This window comes from Burkholderia sp. A2, assembly GCF_001729305.1.
Lineage (GTDB): Bacteria > Pseudomonadota > Gammaproteobacteria > Burkholderiales > Burkholderiaceae > Burkholderia > Burkholderia sola.
In genome coordinates, this window is the sequence record NZ_LZXX01000149.1 from 138,985 (window position 1) to 159,368 (window position 20,384).

A 20,384-nucleotide genomic window follows, 5' to 3' on the forward strand; every position below is an offset into this window, starting at 1 on the left:
GGACTGGGACAGCAATGCCGGACGATTATCGGCCGACGGCCCGCCCGATATCAACTCGCCCGTCGCGCGACGCGTGCCGGATTGTGGAGCGGGCGGCAACGCGCCTGCATGCGGCCGTCGTCACGCAACCGCGATTGCAACGCATCGCCCGAACCTGCGACACTGCCGCATCGTTGCCGGCCGGCACGCCACCGAGGACGCTCGCGCATGACGATCCCCCTCAAGAAGCTGATTCTGTGCGGTATCGCGCTCGCGCTCGTGGCCGCGATCGGCTATACGGGCATCATGCTGTCGCGGCTCGCGCCGATCGCGACCGGCTATGCGGCCAAGGCGCTGTGTTCGGGCGTGTTCGTGTCGGGCCGCCCGGCCGCGTCCGTGATCGACGTCGACATCATGGCCGGCGTCCATCCGCTGCTGAAACTGGTACGCCCGTCGCTCGATCCCGACCATCATCGCGCGGTGGCGACGTTCGCCGGCTTCGCCGAACGCGAAGCCGACTTCCGGCCCGGGCTCGGCTGCACGCTCGCACTCGGGGCCCCGACCGGTGCGGCGGCGGCTACCTTGCCGGCCGCGTTGCCGCCCCTCCCCGATCCGCCGGTCGCGCCGCCCGACCCACCCGCACCGGCCACGCCGCCCGCCGGCATCGACGCACGCAAGCTGCAGACCGCGCTCGACCGCGCATTCGACGAACCCGATCCGGCGCGGCCGCGGCGCACGCGCGCGGTCGTCGTGATGTGGCGCGGCCAGGTGATCGCCGAACGCTATGCGCCCGGCTTCACGGCCGACACGCCGCTGCCCGGCTGGTCGATGACGAAGACCGTGACCGCCGCGCTGGTCGGCACGCTGGTCGCACGGCACAAGCTGTCGCCGAACGCGTCGGCGCTGCTGCCCGAATGGCGCGGCAGTGGCGATCCGCGCGCGGCCATCACGCTCGATGAGCTGCTGCGTATGACGAGCGGCCTGCAATTCAACGAGGACTACGACGACCCGCTGTCCGACGTCGCGGTGATGCTGTTCACGCAGCCCGATACCGCACGGTTCGCGTCGGCGAAACCGCTTGCCGCGACGCCCGGCGCGCAGTGGTCGTACTCGAGCGGCACGAGCGCGATCGTCGCGCGCGTGATGCGCGAAGCGCTGGGCGGCAGCGACGGCGACTATCTCGCATTTCCGCGCCGCGCGCTGTTCGCGCCGCTTGGGATGCGCAGCGCGGTGTTCGAGCCCGATGCGTCCGGCACGCTCGTCAGCGCGTCGTACCTGTATGCGAGCGCGCGCGACTGGGCGCGCTTCGGGCAGCTTCTGCTGCAGGACGGCGTGTGGAACGGGCAGCGGCTGCTGCCGGAAGGCTGGGTGCGTTACCTGACGCGCGCGACGCCGCAGTCGTCGCGACAGGAATTCGGCGCGCAGCTGTGGGTGAAGGTGCCGGAGCCGTTCAACAATCGCGATCCGCGTGCACGCGCGATGCCGGCCGACGCGTTTCATGCGGTCGGCCATGAAGGCCAGTTCGTGAGCGTGGTGCCGAGCCGCGAGCTGGTGGTCGTGCGGCTCGGCCTGTCGAGGCCGGAAGCCGCGTGGAATCACGAGGCGTTTCTCGCGCGCGTGCTCGACGCGGTGCCGGCGCCCGGTGCGTGACGACGCGCGCTTGCCCGCCGTACGCGCTACGGCGGCGGTCATGGCGACGCCGCCGCTTCAGCGCTATCCGCGCTGCATTACGGATTCGCGCTGCCGCCGTACTGCTTGAACCCTTCGCGCGTCGCGAGGCGTTCGATGTAGCGCGACACCGCCGGCAGGTCCGGATGCTCGAACGGCGTGCCGAACCAGCGGTTCACCGACAAACCGATCGGGATATCCGCGAGCGTGAACGTGTTTCCGGCCACGTACGCGCCGGTCTTTTCGAGCTGCGCGTTCAGCACGCGCATGTGCGTCGTCCAGCCCGCGATCGACCGCGCGATGCCGTCCGGATCCTGGTGGTCGGGCGACTTGCGCACGAGGCCGAGGAATGCGCCGACCCACGAGCGGTTCAGGTCCGAGCCCTGCCAGTCGATCCACTGGTCGACGCGCGCACGCGCCTGCGGCTCGGCCGGATACAGCGCATCGCCGCCGTAGCGATTCGCGAGGTAGCGGATGATCGTGTTCGATTCCCACAGCACGAAATCGTCATCCTTGATGACGGGCACGAGCGCGTTCGGATTCAGCGCGAGATAGGCCGGATCGTGGGTCGTGCGGAAGCCCGCGCCCCAGTCTTCCTGTTCGAACGGCAGGTTCAGCTCGGTGCACAGCCACAGCACCTTGCGGACGTTGATGGACGGAATCTTGCCGAGGACGTGCAGCATGCAGTCTCCTTGAGAGGTCGGGTGCGGAGCGTTGGGCGCGCACGGCACGCGCCCAACGCGTTCACGCCGAATTTATACACGACCTCGCGGAAAACGGCAGACCGCGGGCGCGAAATCGGTGTGCGGCCGATTCGTCAGGTCGCGCAGCGCGTGCTCGGCCGTCGGGAAGCGGAACATGAATCCGTCCTGATGCAGCCGTGCCGGCACCACGCGCTGCCCGTCCAGCAGCAGCTCGGCCATCTCGCCCATCGCGGCGCGCAGCGGCGCGGCCGGCACGTGCAGGAACGCCGGGCGGCGCAGCACCTTCGTCACGACCTGCACGAACGCGCGCTGGGTCAGCGGCACCGGCGCGACCGCGTTGTAGACGCCGCGCATGCCCGTGTTGGACATCGCTCGCGCGACGATCCGCAACACGTCGTCGCGGTGAATCCAGCTCATCACCTGCGCGCCGTCGCCGAATCGTCCGCCCAGCCCGAAGTAATGCGGCAGCAGCATCGGCCGCAACGCGCCGCCCGGGCCGAACACGATGCCCAGCCGCAGCACCACCGCGCGCACGCCGTGGCGCTCGAGCGGTTGCACGGACTGCTCCCACTGCCGGCACAGCTCGGACATGAAGCCGGTGCCGGTACTGCTGCCTTCGTCGAGCCGTTCGTCGCCCGGCCGTACGCCGTAGTAGCCGATCGCCGACGCCTGGATCCACGTGCGCGGCTTGACCTCGGCGGTCTCGACCCAGCGCGTCAGCGCCTGCGTGACGCCGGCGCGGCTGGCGAGCAGCAACGCCCGCCGGCGTTTGCTCCAGCGTGCGCCCAGCACCGGCGCGCCGGCGAGATTGACGACCGTGTCGAAGCGCTCGTGCGGCTGCAACTGGTCGACCGACGTCACGCTGCGCACGCGGCCTTGAAACAGGTAAGCCGCGCGCAACGGATCGCGCGCCAGCAACGTGACCATATGCCCAGCATCGAGCAACTGGTTCACGAGCGCTTCGCCGATGAAGCCGGTCCCGCCGGTAACGAGTACGTTGCCCGGCCGCTGCCCGGCGAACGGGTTGGCGGCCGGCGCGCGTGGCGCGATGCGGCACGCGGCGATCCCGTCGCGCACGCCCGACAGCGTCACGCCGACGGCGAACAGGGTGAGCAACCAGCCGCGCCAGCCGAGGTCGATCGGCTGCAGCGCGGTCGGCGCATGCGCCCATACGGCGAGTTGCATCGCGATCATCCCGAACAACGCGCCGCCGTTGACGGCCAGCAGCGTATGCAGCACGCGCTCGGTCGCCGGCAGCTTGCGGCTCTGGTCCTCGACGACGAAATCCCACAACGTCAGCACCACTTCGACGAACACGACCGCCGCGAGCGCCGCGACCCACGCGCCGTGAAACGCGACGTTCGCGATCGACGCGAACACGAGGCCGTACAGCACGGACCGTACCGCGTGAATCGCCAGTTCGAGCCGCGCGCGGGGGCGGTGCGGCAGGTCCTGCGTGAGTTCGTGGTGGTAAAGCGTATCGAATGCGCCCATCGCGCCCTGCACGATCAGCAGGTTGAGCGCCCAGTCGAAAGCCGTCAACGTGTTCATGCGGTATCCCTCCTCCACAACCAGACCAGCGGCGGCACCATCGTGACGAGGGCGGCAACGTCGATCGCCACGTGCCCCCACACCTGCGCCTGCCACGACAACAGCATGTCCTGCGGCGCCCAGATCGACAGGCCGGCCAGCAGCCAGCCCCACACTTGCCGTTTCCGCAGCCGGTTGCCGAGATGGACGAGCGCGAACATCCAGACCGCGGCGCACTGCACCGTCGCGCCGAGCAGCGACATCCACCATATCTGCTGGACGCGCGCGGCTTCGGGCGCCGCTGTCGACCAGAAATGCCGCTCGATGTCGCGGTGGTACGCGTCGAGCCAGGATGCGCCGGCGATCCACGGAATGGCCGCGCCGACCAGCAGGTGCGCGATCGCGGCTGCGTACATCCAGCGCACGACGATGCGGCGCGGCGTGAGCGGACATCGCGTGGCGAAGTGGAGAACCCGTTCACTTGATTCCATGTTTTGCCCCCTTCTTGTTATCGCAAACATCATGACTCGATCGACCGACTGCTTTCACGCGTGCGCCGCCGCTCCCGCGCGACGGCGACAGGCTTACATCGGCTTGACTACCATCAGGAAGTAGACGGTCAGCATCGCGAAGAACGCCGGATAGCCAAGCAGTTCCCAGCGCTTCGCATAGCGCCAGTAGCGCTCGGGCAACGCGGCATCGCCGTTCGCGTGCGCGAGCTTCGCCATCGATGCAAGTTCGAGCTGCAGCCACACGACCGGCAGCCAGCACGCACCGGCGACCGCATACAGCACGATCGACGCGAGCAGCCACGGCGTATGCCACGGCCAGCCGGCCGTGTGCGCGAGCCACAGCCCGGACGCCGGCTGGAAGACCACGGCCGGCGTCGTGAACCACCAGTCCGCGCGCACGACGAGCCGCGACACGGCCGCGATCGCGGGTATCGACCGCGTGCGGTTCGCGAAGAACAGATAGAACGCGGTGCCGAACCCCGTGCCGACCAGCAGCACCGAAGACAGGATGTGAAGCGCCTTGATGACGAGATAGGTATTCATGCGTGTTCTTCTTCTGAATAGAGGATCAGCAGGATGGCGAGCATCGGCACGTTCTTGAGCACGGGGCCGAACGGCTCGGCCAGCAGGCCCGGCATCGTGACCGCGATGACCGCCGAGTACGCGACGATCAGCGCCGCCTGCGCGGCCCACAGGCGCCGCGACGGCGCGACGACCGTCGCGATGCCGAACGCGAAATCCAGCGCGCTGGCCGCGTAAAGCGCGATCAGCGCGGGCAGCCCCGTCAGGTGCGCAAGCGCCAGCAGCGCAAGGCTCGCGTGCAGCGGATGGATGAAGGCGCTCGCGATCGCCGTCCAGATCCACACGATCGCGAGCGCGCCCAGCAGCAACGGGCGCCGCCACATCGCGAGCGCGTCGCGGCGCAGCGCGGCGGCTTCCGCGCCGATGAAGCTGCCGAGGCCGCGCGGCGGGCGGCCGAGCACAGCCGCGGTGGCCGCCGGGTCGCCCGTGTTGCCGCCGCGCAGCATCGTCCACGTGTCGCGCGTCAGCATCGCCCCCGGCAGCGTGCCGAGCAGTGCGGCCGCCGCGCCGACCAGCGGGCCCGGCAGCGTCACGCGGGCCGCCGGCGGAAATCCGAGCGCGGCACGGTAGCCGGCCAGCATCTCGCGGTATTCGACTTCGTCGCTGCCGACCACGTCGATCACGCGGCTGCCGGCCGCTCGCGAATCGCCCGGCTGTACGACGAGCCGCGCCACGACTTCGGCGAGATCGTCGACATGCACCGGGCGCAGCCGCTGACGGCCGCCCGCCGGCAATACATGTACGGGCAGGCTCGCGAGCATCCGGAAAAACCGCGCGGACGCGCCGGCCGCCCCGTGGACGAGCGCGGGGCGCACGATGCGGAAGTCGATCGGCAGCGTCTGCAGGAAGCGGTCGGCCGCCTGCTTGCTCGCGAAGTACCGCGTATCGCCGCGTTCGACCCCGAGCGCCGAGATCTGGATCACGCGCCGCACGCCGGCCAGGCAGCACGCGGTAAAGAGCGCGCACGGCGCGGCGCGATGCACGGCGTCGAGCGTCGCGCCGCGTCGATCGGCCAGCATGCCGACCGCGTTGATCACCACGTCGACGCCCTTCAGCCGCGCGAGCCACGCTTGCGGATCGACGTCCCGCGCGAAGTCGATCGCGACGTCGTGCGGGCCGGCCGCGCGGCGCACGCCACGCAGCACGCGATGCCCGCCGGCTTCGAGCCGCGCGCACAGCGCCTGCCCGATGAAGCCGTTCGCACCGCAGACGAGCACGGTCATGCCGCGCGCGCCGGTGCGATCGGGCGGGCAGGTAGACGGCAAGGCTGCGTTCATGTTCATCCTTTATTTACAGTTATTTCTGTAAAGACAGAAATAACAACCCCGAAAAAAGCGGGCTGCGTGCCCGCTCTGCCGTTACCGCTTACTTCGATGGCTTGCGCCTGACCGTCTGGCTGATCTTCGCGCCGATGCCGAGCGCCTTCATCAGCGTATCGGGCTTGAGCCGCAGCATTTCGTCGGACCAGGTCGTGAGCGTCTCGACGAACTGCAGCGTGTCGCGGATGCGCTGTTCGGTCTCGCGGCTCTCGTTCGCGATGTCCGGATTCGTCAGGCAATCGCGCAGCACCGTGAGCGTCGGCTCGATCTCGCGCTGACGCCGCCCTTCGACGATCAGCTTGAACAACTCCCAGATGTCGGTCGACGTCTCGAAGTGGTCGCGGCGGTCGCCCAGCACGTGCACGACCTTCGCGAGCCGCCACGCCTGCAATTCCTTCAGGCTCGTGCTGACGTTGGAGCGTGCGACGTTGAGCGTCTCGGCGATCTCGTCGGCCGCAACCGGCCGTCCGGCCAGGTAGAGCAGCGCGTGAATCTGCGCGACAGTACGGTTGACGCCCCACCGCGAGCCCATTTCGCCCCAGTGGAGAATGAATCGTTCGGCAATCGGTGTGAGTTCCATGGTGGGGAATTTAGTTTTTTCAGTTATTTCTGTCAAGAGAGAAACAACCAGGCGATCCGGCGCCTTCCGGCCGTGCCCGCCCGCCATCGGCCGCTTCCTTTACAATGCGCGGGATTTTTCCGATTTCAGGCCGTCCGCGCCTTTCTGACTAGAGGTTCTCCCATGATCATCAAACCGCGCGTGCGTGGCTTCATCTGCGTGACGACTCATCCGGTCGGCTGCGAAGCCAACGTCAAGGAACAGATCGATTACGTGACTTCGCACGGCCCGATCGCCAACGGCCCGAAAAAGGTGCTCGTGATCGGCGCGTCGACCGGCTACGGCCTCGCCGCCCGGATCTCGGCCGCCTTCGGCTCGGGCGCGGACACGCTCGGCGTGTTCTTCGAGCGCGCCGGCAGCGAAACGAAGCCCGGCACGGCCGGCTGGTACAACAGCGCCGCGTTCGAGAAATTCGCCGCCGAAAAGGAGCTGTATGCGCGCAGCATCAACGGCGACGCATTCTCCGACAAGGTCAAGCAGGTCACGATCGACACCATCAAGCAGGATCTCGGCAAGGTCGATCTCGTCGTCTACAGCCTCGCCGCGCCGCGCCGCACGCACCCGAAGACGGGCGAGACCATCAGCTCGACGCTCAAGCCGGTCGGCAAGGCCGTCACGTTCCGCGGCCTCGACACCGACAAGGAAGTGATCCGCGAAGTGTCGCTCGAGCCGGCGACGCAGGAAGAGATCGACGGCACCGTCGCGGTGATGGGCGGCGAGGACTGGCAGATGTGGATCGACGCGCTGGCCGACGCCGGCGTGCTGGCCGACGGCGCGAAGACCACCGCGTTCACGTATCTCGGCGAGCAGATCACGCACGACATCTACTGGAACGGCTCAATCGGCGAAGCGAAGAAGGATCTCGACAAGAAGGTGCTGTCGATCCGCGACAAGCTGGCCGCGCACGGCGGCGATGCGCGCGTGTCGGTGCTGAAGGCCGTCGTCACGCAGGCCAGCTCGGCGATCCCGATGATGCCGCTGTACCTGTCGCTGCTGTTCAAGGTGATGAAGGAAACCGGCACGCACGAAGGCTGCATCGAGCAGGTGTACGGGCTCCTGAAGGACAGCCTGTATGGCGCGACGCCGCACGTCGACGCAGAAGGCCGCCTGCGCGCGGACTACAAGGAGCTCGATCCGCAGGTACAGGCGAAAGTCGTCGCGATGTGGGACAAGGTGACGAACGAGAACCTGTACGAGATGACCGACTTCGCGGGCTACAAGACCGAGTTCCTGCGCCTGTTCGGCTTCGAGATCGCCGGCGTCGACTACGACGCGGACGTGAACCCGGACGTGAAGATCCCGGGCATCATCGACACGACGGTCTGACGGGCCGATCCGCCGCCGCGCGCACGGCGCGGGCGGCGGGTTCGCCCTGCCGGCGGCGTCAACGCGGCGCCGGTTCTTCCAGATAGACGCCCGACGACAGCGTGGCCTTCACCTGCCGCGTGAATTCGTCGGTCGACACTTCCTCCGCCCCTGCCTCGACGGCGTCGTACGCCTGGCGCACGACGTCGGACGGCGTGGCCTTCGGCACGTCGAGGCCGGCAGTCAGATCGGTATCGATGAAGCCGGCATGCAGCCCGACGACCTGCGTGCGCTGCTCGCGCAGCGAATGGCGCAGCCCGTTGGTCAGCGCCCAGGCAGCCGATTTCGATACGCCGTAGCCCGACAGGATCGGCCGGTTCACCCAGCTCGCGACCGACAGGATGTTCAGGATCGCGCCGCCGCCGTGGGCCGCGAGCGTTCCCGCGAATGCGCGCGACATCGCCAGCATCCCGAACACGTTGGTCTCCAGGTGCGCGCGCAATGCATCGACCGCGCCGTCGTCGGTCAGGCTGCCGAGCCGCGCGATGCCGGCGTTGTTGATCAGCAGCGTGACGTCGCGCGCCGCCTCGGCCGCCGCGGCAACCGCCGCCGGATCGGTCACGTCGAGCTTCACGGGCACCACGCCCGGCAGCGTCACGCTCGCCGGATCGCGTGCGCCCGCATAGACCTTGCGCGCACCGCGCTCGAGCGCCTGCTTCGCGAACTCGAGGCCAAGCCCGCGGTTCGCGCCCGTGATGAAAACGACTGCACCTTCGATCTTCATGACCCTTCCTTTCGGAGATTGAATCCCTTGCGCGCCGGTTCGCCACACGCTCGGAATCCGGTGAAAAACCACGCTGCCATCGCGTACCGAACCGTTGCACCGCCGGCCGCAAGCCGGGCCGTCCCGCCGCCCGCGCCTCGCCGCGCCCTGGACCCGGACCGACTTCGATCCACGCCGCGCCGGGTTGCTTCGCTTCGTCCGCGAAGTCGGCTACACTTGAATCTCAATGTCGATCACCATCGTCTTTGCGATGCATGGTGCCAGCGCGAGGTCGACACGTCAATGGCGATCGCCATTGTGTTTTTCAATCGACGCAATTGCCGGAAAGAGGGAGGGATCGATGGGCGTCTCGAGACAACAGGCAGCCGACAACCGCAACGCGATCGTCGCGGCCGCCGAGCGGCTGTTCCGGGTGCGCGGCGTCGATGCCGTCGGGCTGACGGAATTGATGAAGGAAGCCGGCTTCACGCAGGGCGGCTTCTACAATCATTTCAAGTCGAAGGACGCGCTGGTCGCCGCCGTGGTGGACAAGGCCATGCAGGATCGCGCGGATTCGCCGAGCGCCGGCAGCGTCGCGAAACAGGTGACGGCGTACCTGTCGGGCGCGCATCGCGACAACGTCGAAGCCGGCTGCCCGCTGTCGGGCTTCGCGGGCGATGCGCCGCGGCTGACCGATGCGGCGCGTGCCTGCTACACGCGCGGCGTCGCCGCGTATCTCGACCGGCTGGAACGCATGGTCGCCACGGAAGGCCCGGCCGCGGCCGACCCGCGCGGCGACGCGATCGCCGTCCTCAGCCAGATGGTCGGCGCGCTGGTGCTGTCACGGGCGGTTGCCGGCACCGATCCCGCATTCGCCGACGAGATTCTCGATGCGGCGCGCCGCGCGCTCGTGGAGCAGCCGGACGGCCCGGCCGGGCCGGCATAGCGGCGCGGCGCCGTTCGCGCGCGACCGCATCGCCATCGCTCGCTACCGGGCTGCCCGCGCGGCATCCCACAGCGGCTGCGCGCCGCGCGCCGCGTTCCACGCGGCAAACTGCGTGCGCCACGACTCGAACGGTTGCGCGAGCGGATGGCGCGGATCGTCGCTGAGCGAATACGCCATCCCTTCGATCAGCCAGCGCGGCTTCGCCACGACCGCGACGTTGCCGAGCACTTCGGCCTGGCGGTGATGGATCAGTTCATGCGCGAGAAAGTAGGTCTGCCAGCCGCGCGGGGCGACGATCACGCCGAAATCCCCGAGCGTCAGCGCCGCGCGCGAGCCGAGGCCGAACGCGTCGGCGCACGCGCGTGTCGAGCAGAACACGACGCGCGGTGAAGCCCGAAACGCGCCGACGGCCGCCGCCGCGCGCGCGTAGCCGTCGCGATAGAGCTGCCGCGCCTCGTCGAGCTTCGCGGCGTCGTCCGTGCAGATGTCGGCGCTCGGGCACGACACGCCGGGAACCAGCGCGGGCGCGACGATGCGCAGCGGCTTGACGAGCGCATACGCGGCAATCGGCAGCGCGACGAGGAAGCCCGCGAGGGCGAAAGCGAGATGGGAGCGTTTCATCGAGGCGGCGGTTTGACGGATGCCATTATGCGAGCTGCTTGTGGAAAAACGTCGTCGCGCACAGCGCGCCGTCGGGCATCAGCGCAAAGTTCGGCACGATGCCGACGCGCTGCCAGCCGGCCCGTTCGTACAGCCGCTCGGCGTCGCCACCCGTCACCGTGTCGAGCACGAGCACCGTCTTGCCGGCGTCGCGCGCGGCCGCGTCGGCCGCCGCCATCAGGCGCGCCGCGACGCCCTGCCGGCGCGCGTGCCGCGACACGAGCATCTTCGCGATGTCCGCGCGGTGCGGCTGGTTCTCGGGCTGCGCGGTCACGACCTGCACGGTGCCGACGATCCGGCCGGACGCATCCTCGGCGACGAGCAGGATGCGCTCGTCGTTCGCGACGCCTTCGGCCACGCGCGTTCAGAATGAGACGGCGGTTGGCCGCTCGATCGGCAACATGAAGCTGACGGATGCGCCGCCTTCGACGCAATCGATCAGCACGTCGGCCAGCGCATCGACACAGGCCATCGCTTCGCTCGCGCCGACGCGGCGGACGGTAACAGGTTCGGTCATGCCATCTCCGGTAGTCAGGTGGGCCGCACGCGCGGGTTCGGGGCGGGATCGGAACGAACGCCGGCCGGGCGTCGAAGCGCGCCACGACGGCAGGTATCCGACAACGCGGCGCGCGATCGGCGCGTGTTACCGCCCCATCATCGTACGCGACGAAAATTGTCGCTGCAGCGGTGTCGACATCGCCTACACTTAGCCGAATGGATAACCTTCACCCCCGCATCAGCGCCGTGTTCCATGCGCTCGCCGATCCGACACGCTGCGCGATCGTCAGCGCGCTCGGCCATGGCGAGCGGACCGTCTCCGCGCTGGCCGCGCCGTTCGACATGGCGCTGCCGTCGTTCATGAAGCATGTCGCCGTGCTCGAGCGCAGCGGCCTCGTGGAGACCCGGAAAACCGGCCGCTCGCGCACCTGCGCGCTGGTCGGCAGCCGGCTGACCGAGGCCGAGGCATGGCTCGCCGCGCAGCGCGCGCAGTGGGAAGCGCGATCCGATCGTCTCGTCGAATTCGTCGAACGCCGTCACCAGGAGGAGCAAGATGTCAGCCAGCCACGTCGAACCCGCTGAAGCCCACGACCTCGTCATCACCCGCACGTTGCGCGCGCCGCGCCACGCGCTGTGGCGCGCATGGACCGACCCCGAACTGCTGAAGGAATGGTGGTGCCCGAAGCCGTGGACCACCGAGGTACGCGCATTCGACCTGCGGCCGGGCGGCGCTTTCCATACGTTCATGCGCGGCCCCGACGGCGGCACGAGCGACAACCCCGGCTGTTTCCTCGACATCGTGCCGGAATCGCGCATCGCGTTCACGTCGATGCTCGCGGGCGGCTGGCGGCCGCAGACGCCGTGGCTGGGCTTCACGGCGATCGTCACGATGGCCGACGACGGCGCGGGCAGCCGCTACGAGGCGCGCGTGATGCATCCCGACGCGGCGACGCGCGAGCGCCACGAAGCGCTCGGCTTTTTCGAGGGCTGGAACACCTGCATCACGCAACTCGACGCGTTCGCCGCCACCCTGCGCTGAACGCCGCTTCGCGTGCGGTCATTGCATGCCGCCGCGCCCGCGCCTAGGATTCCTGAAGGAAGCGTGACGACACGCCGGGCATCGGCGTGCACCGTCTCGCACGCTTCGCGGGAGGCGACATGTTGCACACGCACACGCATTCGACCCGGGTCAGCCGGCACCTGAACGCCCCGCGCGGGCGCGTCTATCGTGCGCTGCTCGACCCGCACGCGGTCGAGCAATGGAAAGTGCCCGACGGCATGACGTGCCGCGTGCACGCGTACGACACGCGCGAAGGCGGCGCGCTGCGCGTGTCGCTGAGCTACGACGCGCCGTCGGCCGGCGCCGGCAAGACCACCGCGCACACCGACACCTATCACGGCCGCTTCGTCACGCTCGTGCCCGACGAGCGGATCGTCGAGATCGATGTATTCGAAACCGACGACCCGATGCTGCGCGGCGCGATGACGATCACGATCACGCTGTCCGACGAAGCGGGCGGCACGCGTGTGGACGCGGTGCACGACGGCGTACCGCCCGGCGTGCCGGCCGCCGACAACGAGACCGGCTGGCAGATGGCGCTGGCGCGGCTCGCGGCGCTGGTGGAAGCGGGTTGACGCTCCGCACGCGCGTCAGCCGAGCCGGTAAGCGTGCGTGACCGTGCCGCGGAACAGCGCGTCGCGCTCGTCCGCGCCGGCCTGCGCGGTCAGCCGCTTGAATGCGTTCCAGCCGTTCACGAACGAATACGAGCCCTTGTCGACCGGGAAATTGCTCTCGAACATGCAGCGCCCGGGGCCGAACGCGTCGATGCAGGTCATCATCCACGGCTTCCACGCGTCGGCGAGCTGCACCGACGACGGCGGCCTCGCGCCCTTCTGGAAATCGAACCCGTTGATGCGCATCCCGAGCCCGCCGACCTTCACGTACACGTTCGGCAATTGCGCGAGCGTGCGCATCGACGCCGACCAGCGCGCGAACACCTCCGGCCGCTTGTCCGCATAGCTGCCGATCCGCACGACGCCACCGCAATGATTGACGATGATTCGCGTCTCCGGGTTCGCTTTCGCGAGATCGAACAATTCGGGCAACTGCGGGAAGAACAGCCACGCGTCATACGACAGCCCGAGCGGCGCGAGCTGCGCGACGCCGGCCCGGTACGCGGGATCGAGCAGCAGCCCGCGCGGCACCGCCGACAGCGGATTCGCGAGCGTCGGATCGGCATCCCACGTGCTCAGGTGCCGCACGCCGCGAAACCGTCCGCGCCCGGCTTCGACATGCGCTTCCAGCACGTCGCGCACGCGTTCGCCGAGCCGCAGGTCCGCATGACCGACGATGCCTTTCGCGACGGCCACCGGGCCGTGCTGCAGCGGCTCGGTCACGCCGGCGACATAGGCCGTCTCGCCCACCGGCTTCAGTTCGGCCGGGCCCGAATCGCGATAACGCGTCTGCGCCTGCATGTAGACGGACGCCTGGATGTTGTGGCCCGAGCGCGCGTCCTGCAGATAGTCGTCGAGCATGTAGATCCAGCCCGGCCGTTCGTAGAAGTGATGATGCGCATCGACGATCGGCAGGTCAGGCTCGAGTGCGGGTTCGAGCGCCGACGCGAGCCAGTCTGGACGAACCGCGAGGTAGTTGCTTTGCGTCATGCGTGAAGCTCCATCGTTGGCTGCCGTCTCGGCAAGCGCGGGCAGCGCGAACGATGCGGCGGCCGCGCCGATCAACCGGCGCCGTTTGATCGAAAAGGTCATGTCATTCGCTCCGGTCGAAAGCGACCAGCGACAGCGTGAGCAACGTCGTGATCGCCAGGACGATCGCAAGGCCGAGCATCCCGGCCGTGAAGGTGCCGAAGCTGTCCTTCAGGTAGCCGACGAGATAGGGGCCCGCGAAGCCGCCGAGCGCGCCGATCGAATTGATCAGCGCCAGCCCGCCGGCCGCGGCCTGGCCGGACAGGAAGCGCGACGGCAGCGTGTAGAAGATCGTGCGGCCGGCGATCGTGCCGATCAGCGCGAGCGTGATGCCGACGAGCGCCGGCCCGAGCGTCAGGAAATGCGTCGACACGCCGAGCGCCACCGCGCCGATGAACAAGCCGATCGCCAGGTTCGCGATCGGGCCGCCGTGGCGGTCCACCCGCTTCGCCCACCACAGCAGCGCGATCGTGGCGAACAAGTAAGGCACCGCGGAGAGCCAGCCGGTCTGCATCGTCGACATCCCGTGCGCCTTCAGCATTTGCGGCAACCAGATGCCAATGCCGTACGAGCCCATCGTGAAGCCGAACGAGATCAGCGCGAGCACGTACACGCGCACGTCGCGCAGCGCGACGCCGAAGCGCTTCTTGCGCCCGGCCGCCGCGCCTTCGCGCTCGAACGCGCGCTGCAGCGCGGCGCGCTCGTCGTCCGACAGCCACGCGGCATTCGCCGGCGAATCCGACAGCAGCTTCAGCACGAGGAAGCCGAGCGCGCACGCGGGCAGCCCTTCGACGATGAACATCCACTTCCAGCCGGCGAGCCCGAGCGTGCCATCGAGTTGCAGCAGCCACGTCGACAGCGGACCGCCGACCAGCGACGACAGCGGCGTCGACACGGTGAACCACGCGAGCACGCGCGTGCGGTAGCTCGCCGGAAACCACACGGCGAGGAAGAAGATCACGCCGGGAAAGAAACCGGCCTCGCCGACGCCGAGCAGCAGCCGGATCGCGTAGAAGCTGGTCGGCCCGGTCGCGAGCGCGGTCGCGGCCGCCATCAGCCCCCACGTGATCATGATGCGCGCGAGCCAGCGGCGCGCACCGAAGCGGTACAGCGCGAGATTGCTCGGTACCTCGAACACGCAATAGCCGGCAAACATGATCCCCGCACCCCAGCCGAACTGCGTCGCCGTCAGCCCGAGATCGCGGTTCATCGTGAGCGCCGCGAAGCCGACGCTCGTGCGATCCAGATAGTTGAAGAAATACGCGAGCGCGAGCAGCGGGATGAAGCGCCACGCGGCCTTGCGCACGGCCCGTTGCTCGATCGACGCGTCGGCCTCGCGATCGGCGGCCAGCGCCGGGGAAGCGGATGTCATGGTTGTCTCCGTGGATGCGGCGATCCTCCCCGCGCGGCGCGCGGCCGGGACGCCTTTGTTCGTTCGATGAATCGCGACTGCGCTACGCGCTCGCCACTTCGTTCGCCGACGGCGCGCCGCCCTGCCCGTCGCCGTGCGCGGCGACGTCCGCGCCGTACCGCCCCGCGACGACGCCCGCATCGATCAGCGCGCGCGCGTCGTCCGGCGTGTAGCCCAGCTCGCCGAGCAGCGCGCACGTGTCCTGGCCGAGCGCGGGCGGCGCCGAGCGCAGCCGCAGGCGTTCGCCCGCGAGCGTCAGCGGCAGCAGCGCGGTGCGCGTGTCGACCGGCCGCCCCGCGCTGCTCGCGTCGGCCGGCAGCGTCACGGCTTCGAGGCCGCCCGTGGCGAGCAGATGCGGATCGTCGAACAGGTCCTGCGGCTTCGTGATCGGCGCGTATGGCAAGCCGGTCGATTCGAAGATCGCGCCGATCTCCGCGGCCGAGTACGGCGCAAGCCGCGAACGCAATTCCGGCAGCAGCCATTCGCGCGCCTGCACGCGCAGGTTGTTGGTCGCGAGCCGCGGATCGTCCTTCAGCGCGACCAGGCCGAACGCATCGCAGAACAGCGCCCACTGCGTGTCCGACACGACCGCCAGAAAAATCTGTTCGTCGTCCTTGACGGAGAACACGTCGTAGACGGCCCACGCGGAAATCCGGCTCGGCATCGGCGACGCGGCCTGCCCCGTCACCGCGAACTGCATCATGTGCTGCGCGACGAGGAACACGTTGTTCTCGAACAGCGAACTCTGCACCTGCTGGCCGCGGCCCGTGCGCTCGCGCTGCGCGAGCGCGGCCATCGCGCCGATCGCGCCGAACATGCCGCCCATGATGTCGTTGACGCTCGCGCCCGCACGCAGCGGCCGCCCTTCCGGCCCCGTCATGTATGCGAGGCCGCCCATCATCTGCACGACCTCGTCGAGCGCGGTGCGATGCTCGTACGGCCCCGGCAGGAAGCCCTTGTGCGACACGTACACGAGACGCGGATTCAGCGCGTCCAGCTGCGGGTAACCGAGCCCGAGCCGGTCCATCGTGCCGCTCTTGAAGTTCTCGCTGAAGACGTCGGCCGTCGCGACGAGCCGCTGCACGATCTCCAGCCCGCGCGGATCCTTCACATCGACCGCGACGCTCTTCTTGTTGCGGTTGAACATCCCGAAGAAGCCCGCGCCGGAACCGCGCAGCGCGCGCGTGCTGTCGCCGGCGATCGGCTCGATCTTGATCACCTCCGCGCCGAGATCCGCGAGCAGCATCCCGCACGTCGGGCCCATCACCATGTGCGTCATCTCGATCACGCGCACGCCTGCGTACGGCAGCGCGGCGGCCGGTTGCCGGTCGTTCATCGCGCGACTCCCGCCACGCATCCTTCCGGCTGCGCGGCCGACGGCACGCGGCCATCCGCGTAGCGGAAGCCCTTCGGCAACCCGGCGTCGGGCACGTGGCCGTACAGCGCGTCGGACGGCAGCGCCGCATGCAGGATCGCGCGCGCGGCGAGCAGCGCGTCGACGTCGACGCCCGTGTCGTATCCCATCGCCTCCAGCAGGAACACGAGATCCTCGGTGACGATGTTGCCGGTGGCGCCCGGCGCATACGGGCAGCCGCCCAGGCCGCCCTGGCTCGCGTCGAGCGTCGTCACGCCCGCGTCGAGCGCCGCGACGACGTTCGCGAGCCCCTGCCCGCGCGTGTTGTGGAAATGCGCGCCGCCGGCCTTCTCGCCGACCTCGCGCCGCAGCCGCGTGAACAGCCGGCGCACCTGCGCGGGATTCGCATAACCGCTGGTGTCGGACAGGCCGATCTCGTCGACTCCGCATTCGGCCATCGCGACGGCCATCGCGATCGTCTCGTCGTCGGAGACCGCGCCGGCAATCGTGCAACCGAACGCCACCGACACGCCCGCCTCGATCTGCACCGACGGAAACCGCGCGTCGCGCAGCGCGACGATCGCGCGCACCTCGTCGATCATCTGCGCGGGCGTCTTGCGGATGTTGGCCAGCGAATGCGCTTGCGTCACCGAGACCGGCAGCGTCAGCTTGTGCACGCCCGCGTCGAACGCGGCCCCGGCACCGCGCAGATTGGGCGCCAGCGCGGCGACGTGCAACCCGGGAATCGCGAGCGCGTGCGCGACGACTTCGCGCACGTCGGCCATCTGCGGCAACAGCGTGGCCGGCACGAACGACCCGACCTCGATCTCGCGCAGGCCGGCCGCGGCCAGCGCGGTGATCCAGCGCAGCTTGGCGGCCGTCGGCATCACGGTCTTGATGCTCTGCAACCCGTCGCGCGGGCCGACCTCGCTGACCAGCACCTTCGGATTTTCGGAAACCTTCATTCGACACCTCATCGTTCTATCTGAAAGAACATAGTTCTGTTTGACAGAACTTTAAGCGTGCGTCGAAAGGGCGATAAGCGGGGTATACCCGTGAAAATGCGATTTTCTGGAACTTGCGTTCTGTCAGATAGAACGATATAGTCCGCCGACCACCCTTCGAAGGAAGCAGGCCGTGCCCAGGAATCCAGCAGATCACGCCGGCGACGCAGCCGATCCGGCGATGGAAGAATCGTCCAGCGGCGTCGCGGTGCTCGACCGCGCGTTCGTGATCCTCCGTGCGTTCGGCCAGACCGACGATCGGTTGTCGCTCGCCGAGTTGTCGCGCCGCACCGGGCTGTACAAAAGCACGATCCTGCGTCTGCTCGCCGCACTCGAGCATGGCGGATTCATGCGCAAGCTCGACGACGGCCAGTACGCGATCGGGCACGAACCGTTGCGGCTCGCCGCGCTGTACCAGCGTTCGTTCCGCGTCGGCCCGGTGGTCGAGCCGCTTCTCGAGACGCTGAGCCGCGAACTCGGGGAAACGGCATCGTTCTACGTGCGTCAGGGTGACGTGCGTTCCGTGCTGTATCGCGTCGAGCCCGCGCGGGCGGTGCGCGTGTCGATCCGCGTCGGCGAGGAGTTTCCGGTCGGCCAGGGCGCATCCGGGAAGGTGCTGCTGGCCTTCACCGACACGCAGGACGCCCGCTGGAACGACGTGCGCGAACAGCTGTGGGCCGCGTCGTATGGCGAGCGCGACCCGGAAACGGCGTCGGCTTCCGTGCCCGTGTTCGGCGCGGCCGGCGAATGCGTCGGTGCGCTGACGGTATCGGGCCCGAAGTCTCGGCTGGCGGCCGCGCCGGCGATGACGGCGGCGCTCGCGATGCTGCTGCCGCTCGCGCAGAAGGCGACCGTCGCACTCGGCGGCGCGGGCGCGCGCTACGACGCGGCGGCCGTACGCGACAGTCTCGCGCGGCTCGCGTCGTCGGCGGACGGCACCGCCCGGTCGTAGGGAGCCGGTTCACGCGGCACGCGATACGACAGCGCGAATGGCGGCCGCATGCGACACTGGCCGCCAATGCGCGCAGCGCGCCGTTCGCAGGCGACGCACCGCGCGTGCAACCGACCACCGGATCCGCCCGAGGAGACACCCGCGATGAACGCCGCGCGCACCGCCAGTTGGTATTTCGATTTCGTTTCGCCGTTCGCCTACCTGCAACAGGAACAGTTCGACCGGTTGCCGCCCACCGCCGCGTTCGAACCGCGGCCGATCGTGCTCGGCGCGCTGCTCACGCACTGGGGGCAGAAAGCGCCCGCGGAAATCGCGGCCAAGCGCGTGTTCACCTATCGGCATGCGCAATACCGCGCGGACAAGCTCGGCATTGCGTTCCGGATGCCGCCCGCGCATCCGTTCAATCCGATCAAGCCGCTGCGCCTCGCGATCGCGATGGGCGGCTCGCGCGACGCGATCCGGCGGATCTTCCGGCATATCTGGCGCGACGGCCAGGACGTATCGACGCCGGCAGGCTTCGCCGCGCTGTGCGAAGCGGTCGGCTTTCCGGAGGGCGTGACGGCCGTCGAGGCCCAGCCGGTCAAGGATGCGCTGCGCGCGAACACGGATCGCGCGATCGCCGAGAACGTGTTCGGCGTGCCGACCTTCGCGCTCGACGGCGACTTGTTCTGGGGCGAGGACGCGACGGACATGTTCGTCGACTGCGCGACGTCGCGCGCGTGGCTCGATTCGCCCGAAGTGCGCCGCATCAGCGCGCTGCCCGAAGGGATCCGGCGCGGCTGAGCGCGAGTCGCCGCCACGGCGCCGCCCGCTTCAGCCGTCGCGCCCTTCGACGAGCGCCGGCACGGCCTCGCGCATCATCGCGGCGAACCGCACGAGCCGCGACGGATAGAACTGCGCATGCGGATAAGTCAGGTAGACGGGCAGCGGCGCGGCCTGCCATTCGGGCGCGAGGTGCACGAGATCGCCGCGCGCGAGATCGTCGGCCAGCATCCACGACGATCCGACGCACGCGCCGACGCCCAGCAGCGCCGCGCTGCGCAACGCATACAGGTTCGCGGTCGTGATGCGCGGGCGGATCGCGATGCGCCGCGTGTCGCCGGTGACCGCATGCGTCAGCGCGAGGTCGGTGCGGTAGTACGTGCGCAACGCGAGCCACGGCAGCGCGGCGAGCGCGTCCGGATCGGCCGGCACGTCGGCGCCGTTCAGCACGGACGGCGCGGCGACCACGAAACGCGGCACCTTCGTCAGCCGGATCGCGACCACGCCCGGATCGGTCGGCTCGCCGACCTGGATCGCGCAATCGATGCCGCTGCCGACGAAATCGCGCACCTCGTCCTGCAGCAGCCACTCGACCGACACGCGCGGGTAGTCGCGCAGGAACTGCGCGAGCGGCGCAACGAAACGCTGCTGGCCGAACGCGTGCGGCACCGCGACGCGCAGCAGCCCGGCCGGCTCCTCCTGCGCGCCGCGCAAATCGGCCTCGAACGCCGCCCAGCTCGCCAGCAGCTCCTTCGCCTGCTTGAAGCACCGCTCGCCGTCGACGGTCAGCCGCATCGTATGGGTCGTGCGTTGCAGCAACCGCATGCCAAGCGAATTTTCCAGTGCCTGCAGCCGCCGGCTGATGGTCGGCTGCGTCGTGTGCAGTTGCACGGCGGCCGCCGACAGGCTGCCGGCCTCGACTATGCGCACGAAGGTTTCCATCAGTTCGAAACGATAGCCGGCGCCGTCCACCGGCACCGCCTGAATGCGCCGAGACCCGCCCGCAGCGGGAGAGGGAGAAGATTTTTCGGTCATTCATCGAGCGTATAACAAATCTGCGCGAGGCGGCACTACCGTCGCCGGCCGCGTACCGCCACACTCGCGTCCATCCCA

At 69.1% G+C, this 20,384-nt stretch carries 20 protein-coding genes and 2 pseudogenes; 8 read left to right on the forward strand and 14 right to left on the reverse strand.

Features of this window, described 5'->3' with window-relative positions:
• The first annotated feature begins 207 nt into the window (after nt 1-207).
• Nucleotides 208-1,629, forward strand: coding sequence for a serine hydrolase (locus A9Z05_RS32245; protein WP_069621604.1), 1,422 nt, complete (start codon nt 208-210; stop codon nt 1,627-1,629).
• Between the two features lie 77 nt (nt 1,630-1,706).
• Here A9Z05_RS32245 and A9Z05_RS32250 read toward each other — a convergent pair whose 3' ends face one another.
• The 6 genes and pseudogenes from A9Z05_RS32250 to A9Z05_RS32275 all read right to left on the reverse strand — a co-directional run bounded on the left by A9Z05_RS32250 (nt 1,707) and on the right by A9Z05_RS32275 (nt 6,874).
• Nucleotides 1,707-2,330, reverse strand: coding sequence for a glutathione S-transferase family protein (locus A9Z05_RS32250; RefSeq protein ID WP_069621605.1), 624 nt, complete (start codon nt 2,328-2,330; stop codon nt 1,707-1,709).
• Nucleotides 2,331-2,402: 72 nt separating this feature from the next.
• Nucleotides 2,403-3,902 (reverse strand): TIGR01777 family oxidoreductase, encoded by a 1,500-nt coding sequence (locus A9Z05_RS32255; protein WP_069621606.1) that lies wholly within the window; start codon nt 3,900-3,902, stop codon nt 2,403-2,405.
• A pseudogene (locus tag A9Z05_RS32260) lies at nt 3,899-4,324 on the reverse strand (DUF393 domain-containing protein); the annotation flags it as partial. The pseudogene A9Z05_RS32260 and the gene A9Z05_RS32255, both read right to left, overlap by 4 nt.
• Before the next feature lie 141 nt (nt 4,325-4,465).
• The gene (locus A9Z05_RS32265; protein ID WP_069621608.1) at nt 4,466-4,936 is read right to left on the reverse strand and encodes a DUF2269 domain-containing protein; all 471 of its coding nucleotides are present in this window, start codon (nt 4,934-4,936) and stop codon (nt 4,466-4,468) included.
• On the reverse strand, nt 4,933-6,252 hold the full coding sequence (locus A9Z05_RS32270; RefSeq protein WP_069621609.1) for an SDR family oxidoreductase: 1,320 nt from the start codon (nt 6,250-6,252) through the stop codon (nt 4,933-4,935). The genes A9Z05_RS32265 and A9Z05_RS32270 overlap by 4 nt, the downstream gene beginning before the upstream one ends.
• An 88-nt stretch (nt 6,253-6,340) precedes the next feature.
• Nucleotides 6,341-6,874: a GbsR/MarR family transcriptional regulator gene (locus A9Z05_RS32275; protein WP_069621610.1), complete on the reverse strand. Its 534-nt coding sequence runs from the start codon at nt 6,872-6,874 to the stop codon at nt 6,341-6,343.
• Nucleotides 6,875-7,036: 162 nt separating this feature from the next.
• On the opposite strand from A9Z05_RS32275, the gene fabV reads away from it, so the two are divergent.
• The gene (gene fabV, locus A9Z05_RS32280; protein WP_069621611.1) at nt 7,037-8,239 is read left to right on the forward strand and encodes an enoyl-ACP reductase FabV; all 1,203 of its coding nucleotides are present in this window, start codon (nt 7,037-7,039) and stop codon (nt 8,237-8,239) included.
• A gap of 58 nt (nt 8,240-8,297) precedes the next feature.
• On the opposite strand, the gene A9Z05_RS32285 is transcribed toward fabV, so the two are convergent.
• Nucleotides 8,298-9,002, reverse strand: coding sequence for an SDR family oxidoreductase (locus A9Z05_RS32285; protein ID WP_069621612.1), 705 nt, complete (start codon nt 9,000-9,002; stop codon nt 8,298-8,300).
• A gap of 340 nt (nt 9,003-9,342) precedes the next feature.
• Here A9Z05_RS32285 and A9Z05_RS32290 point away from each other — a divergent pair, with 340 nt between their 5' ends.
• Complete coding sequence (locus tag A9Z05_RS32290) at nt 9,343-9,927, forward strand: TetR/AcrR family transcriptional regulator (RefSeq protein ID WP_069621613.1); 585 nt, start codon at nt 9,343-9,345, stop codon at nt 9,925-9,927.
• 42 nt (nt 9,928-9,969) lie between these two features.
• Here A9Z05_RS32290 and A9Z05_RS32295 read toward each other — a convergent pair whose 3' ends face one another.
• On the reverse strand, nt 9,970-10,548 hold the full coding sequence (locus A9Z05_RS32295) for a hypothetical protein (RefSeq protein WP_069621614.1): 579 nt from the start codon (nt 10,546-10,548) through the stop codon (nt 9,970-9,972).
• A gap of 25 nt (nt 10,549-10,573) precedes the next feature.
• Nucleotides 10,574-11,104, reverse strand: a pseudogene (locus A9Z05_RS32300) (GNAT family N-acetyltransferase).
• 197 nt (nt 11,105-11,301) lie between these two features.
• Here A9Z05_RS32300 and A9Z05_RS32305 point away from each other — a divergent pair.
• The 3 genes from A9Z05_RS32305 (at nt 11,302) to A9Z05_RS32315 (ending at nt 12,720) form a co-directional block, all read left to right on the forward strand.
• Nucleotides 11,302-11,667 carry a helix-turn-helix transcriptional regulator gene (locus A9Z05_RS32305; protein WP_069621615.1) on the forward strand — a complete coding sequence of 122 codons (366 nt, stop codon included), beginning with the start codon at nt 11,302-11,304 and terminating at the stop codon, nt 11,665-11,667.
• Nucleotides 11,639-12,124 (forward strand): SRPBCC family protein, encoded by a 486-nt coding sequence (locus tag A9Z05_RS32310; protein WP_069621616.1) that lies wholly within the window; start codon nt 11,639-11,641, stop codon nt 12,122-12,124. Before A9Z05_RS32305 ends, A9Z05_RS32310 begins: the two co-directional genes overlap by 29 nt.
• Before the next feature lie 119 nt (nt 12,125-12,243).
• A complete protein-coding gene (locus A9Z05_RS32315; protein ID WP_069621743.1) occupies nt 12,244-12,720 on the forward strand; it encodes an SRPBCC family protein in 477 nt (158 codons plus the stop codon).
• 15 nt (nt 12,721-12,735) lie between these two features.
• On the opposite strand, the gene A9Z05_RS32320 is transcribed toward A9Z05_RS32315, so the two are convergent.
• The 4 genes from A9Z05_RS32320 to A9Z05_RS32335 form a co-directional block, all read right to left on the reverse strand.
• Nucleotides 12,736-13,851, reverse strand: coding sequence for an amidohydrolase (locus A9Z05_RS32320; protein WP_069621617.1), 1,116 nt, complete (start codon nt 13,849-13,851; stop codon nt 12,736-12,738).
• Between the two features lies 1 nt (nt 13,852).
• A complete protein-coding gene (locus A9Z05_RS32325) occupies nt 13,853-15,160 on the reverse strand; it encodes an MFS transporter (RefSeq protein ID WP_069621618.1) in 1,308 nt (435 codons plus the stop codon).
• Nucleotides 15,161-15,242: 82 nt separating this feature from the next.
• Nucleotides 15,243-16,535: a CaiB/BaiF CoA-transferase family protein gene (locus A9Z05_RS32330; RefSeq protein ID WP_069621619.1), complete on the reverse strand. Its 1,293-nt coding sequence runs from the start codon at nt 16,533-16,535 to the stop codon at nt 15,243-15,245.
• Nucleotides 16,532-17,518, reverse strand: coding sequence for a hydroxymethylglutaryl-CoA lyase (locus tag A9Z05_RS32335; protein ID WP_069621620.1), 987 nt, complete (start codon nt 17,516-17,518; stop codon nt 16,532-16,534). The genes A9Z05_RS32330 and A9Z05_RS32335 overlap by 4 nt, the downstream gene beginning before the upstream one ends.
• Before the next feature lie 172 nt (nt 17,519-17,690).
• Here A9Z05_RS32335 and A9Z05_RS32340 point away from each other — a divergent pair, with 172 nt between their 5' ends.
• On the forward strand, nt 17,691-18,509 hold the full coding sequence (locus A9Z05_RS32340; RefSeq protein ID WP_069621621.1) for an IclR family transcriptional regulator: 819 nt from the start codon (nt 17,691-17,693) through the stop codon (nt 18,507-18,509).
• A 144-nt stretch (nt 18,510-18,653) separates the two neighbouring features.
• Nucleotides 18,654-19,292: a 2-hydroxychromene-2-carboxylate isomerase gene (locus A9Z05_RS32345; protein WP_069621622.1), complete on the forward strand. Its 639-nt coding sequence runs from the start codon at nt 18,654-18,656 to the stop codon at nt 19,290-19,292.
• Nucleotides 19,293-19,322: 30 nt separating this feature from the next.
• Here A9Z05_RS32345 and A9Z05_RS32350 read toward each other — a convergent pair whose 3' ends face one another.
• Nucleotides 19,323-20,306: a LysR family transcriptional regulator gene (locus tag A9Z05_RS32350; RefSeq protein WP_084044526.1), complete on the reverse strand. Its 984-nt coding sequence runs from the start codon at nt 20,304-20,306 to the stop codon at nt 19,323-19,325.
• Nucleotides 20,307-20,384 lie beyond the last annotated feature (78 nt).

Coding starts and splice junctions, on each gene's coding strand:
- A9Z05_RS32245 (WP_069621604.1), top strand. CDS start 208: ATGACGATCCCCCTCAAGAAGCTGATTCTGTGCGGTATCGCGCTCGCG.
- A9Z05_RS32250 (WP_069621605.1), bottom strand. CDS start 2,330: ATGCTGCACGTCCTCGGCAAGATTCCGTCCATCAACGTCCGCAAGGTG.
- A9Z05_RS32320 (WP_069621617.1), bottom strand. CDS start 13,851: ATGACCTTTTCGATCAAACGGCGCCGGTTGATCGGCGCGGCCGCCGCA.
- A9Z05_RS32275 (WP_069621610.1), bottom strand. CDS start 6,874: ATGGAACTCACACCGATTGCCGAACGATTCATTCTCCACTGGGGCGAA.
- A9Z05_RS32335 (WP_069621620.1), bottom strand. CDS start 17,518: ATGAAGGTTTCCGAAAATCCGAAGGTGCTGGTCAGCGAGGTCGGCCCG.
- A9Z05_RS32265 (WP_069621608.1), bottom strand. CDS start 4,936: ATGAATACCTATCTCGTCATCAAGGCGCTTCACATCCTGTCTTCGGTG.
- A9Z05_RS32315 (WP_069621743.1), top strand. CDS start 12,244: ATGTTGCACACGCACACGCATTCGACCCGGGTCAGCCGGCACCTGAAC.
- A9Z05_RS32345 (WP_069621622.1), top strand. CDS start 18,654: ATGAACGCCGCGCGCACCGCCAGTTGGTATTTCGATTTCGTTTCGCCG.
- A9Z05_RS32295 (WP_069621614.1), bottom strand. CDS start 10,548: ATGAAACGCTCCCATCTCGCTTTCGCCCTCGCGGGCTTCCTCGTCGCG.
- fabV (WP_069621611.1), top strand. CDS start 7,037: ATGATCATCAAACCGCGCGTGCGTGGCTTCATCTGCGTGACGACTCAT.
- A9Z05_RS32255 (WP_069621606.1), bottom strand. CDS start 3,902: ATGAACACGTTGACGGCTTTCGACTGGGCGCTCAACCTGCTGATCGTG.
- A9Z05_RS32350 (WP_084044526.1), bottom strand. CDS start 20,306: ATGACCGAAAAATCTTCTCCCTCTCCCGCTGCGGGCGGGTCTCGGCGC.
- A9Z05_RS32285 (WP_069621612.1), bottom strand. CDS start 9,002: ATGAAGATCGAAGGTGCAGTCGTTTTCATCACGGGCGCGAACCGCGGG.
- A9Z05_RS32270 (WP_069621609.1), bottom strand. CDS start 6,252: ATGAACGCAGCCTTGCCGTCTACCTGCCCGCCCGATCGCACCGGCGCG.
- A9Z05_RS32305 (WP_069621615.1), top strand. CDS start 11,302: ATGGATAACCTTCACCCCCGCATCAGCGCCGTGTTCCATGCGCTCGCC.
- A9Z05_RS32330 (WP_069621619.1), bottom strand. CDS start 16,535: ATGAACGACCGGCAACCGGCCGCCGCGCTGCCGTACGCAGGCGTGCGC.
- A9Z05_RS32290 (WP_069621613.1), top strand. CDS start 9,343: ATGGGCGTCTCGAGACAACAGGCAGCCGACAACCGCAACGCGATCGTC.
- A9Z05_RS32325 (WP_069621618.1), bottom strand. CDS start 15,160: ATGACATCCGCTTCCCCGGCGCTGGCCGCCGATCGCGAGGCCGACGCG.
- A9Z05_RS32310 (WP_069621616.1), top strand. CDS start 11,639: ATGTCAGCCAGCCACGTCGAACCCGCTGAAGCCCACGACCTCGTCATC.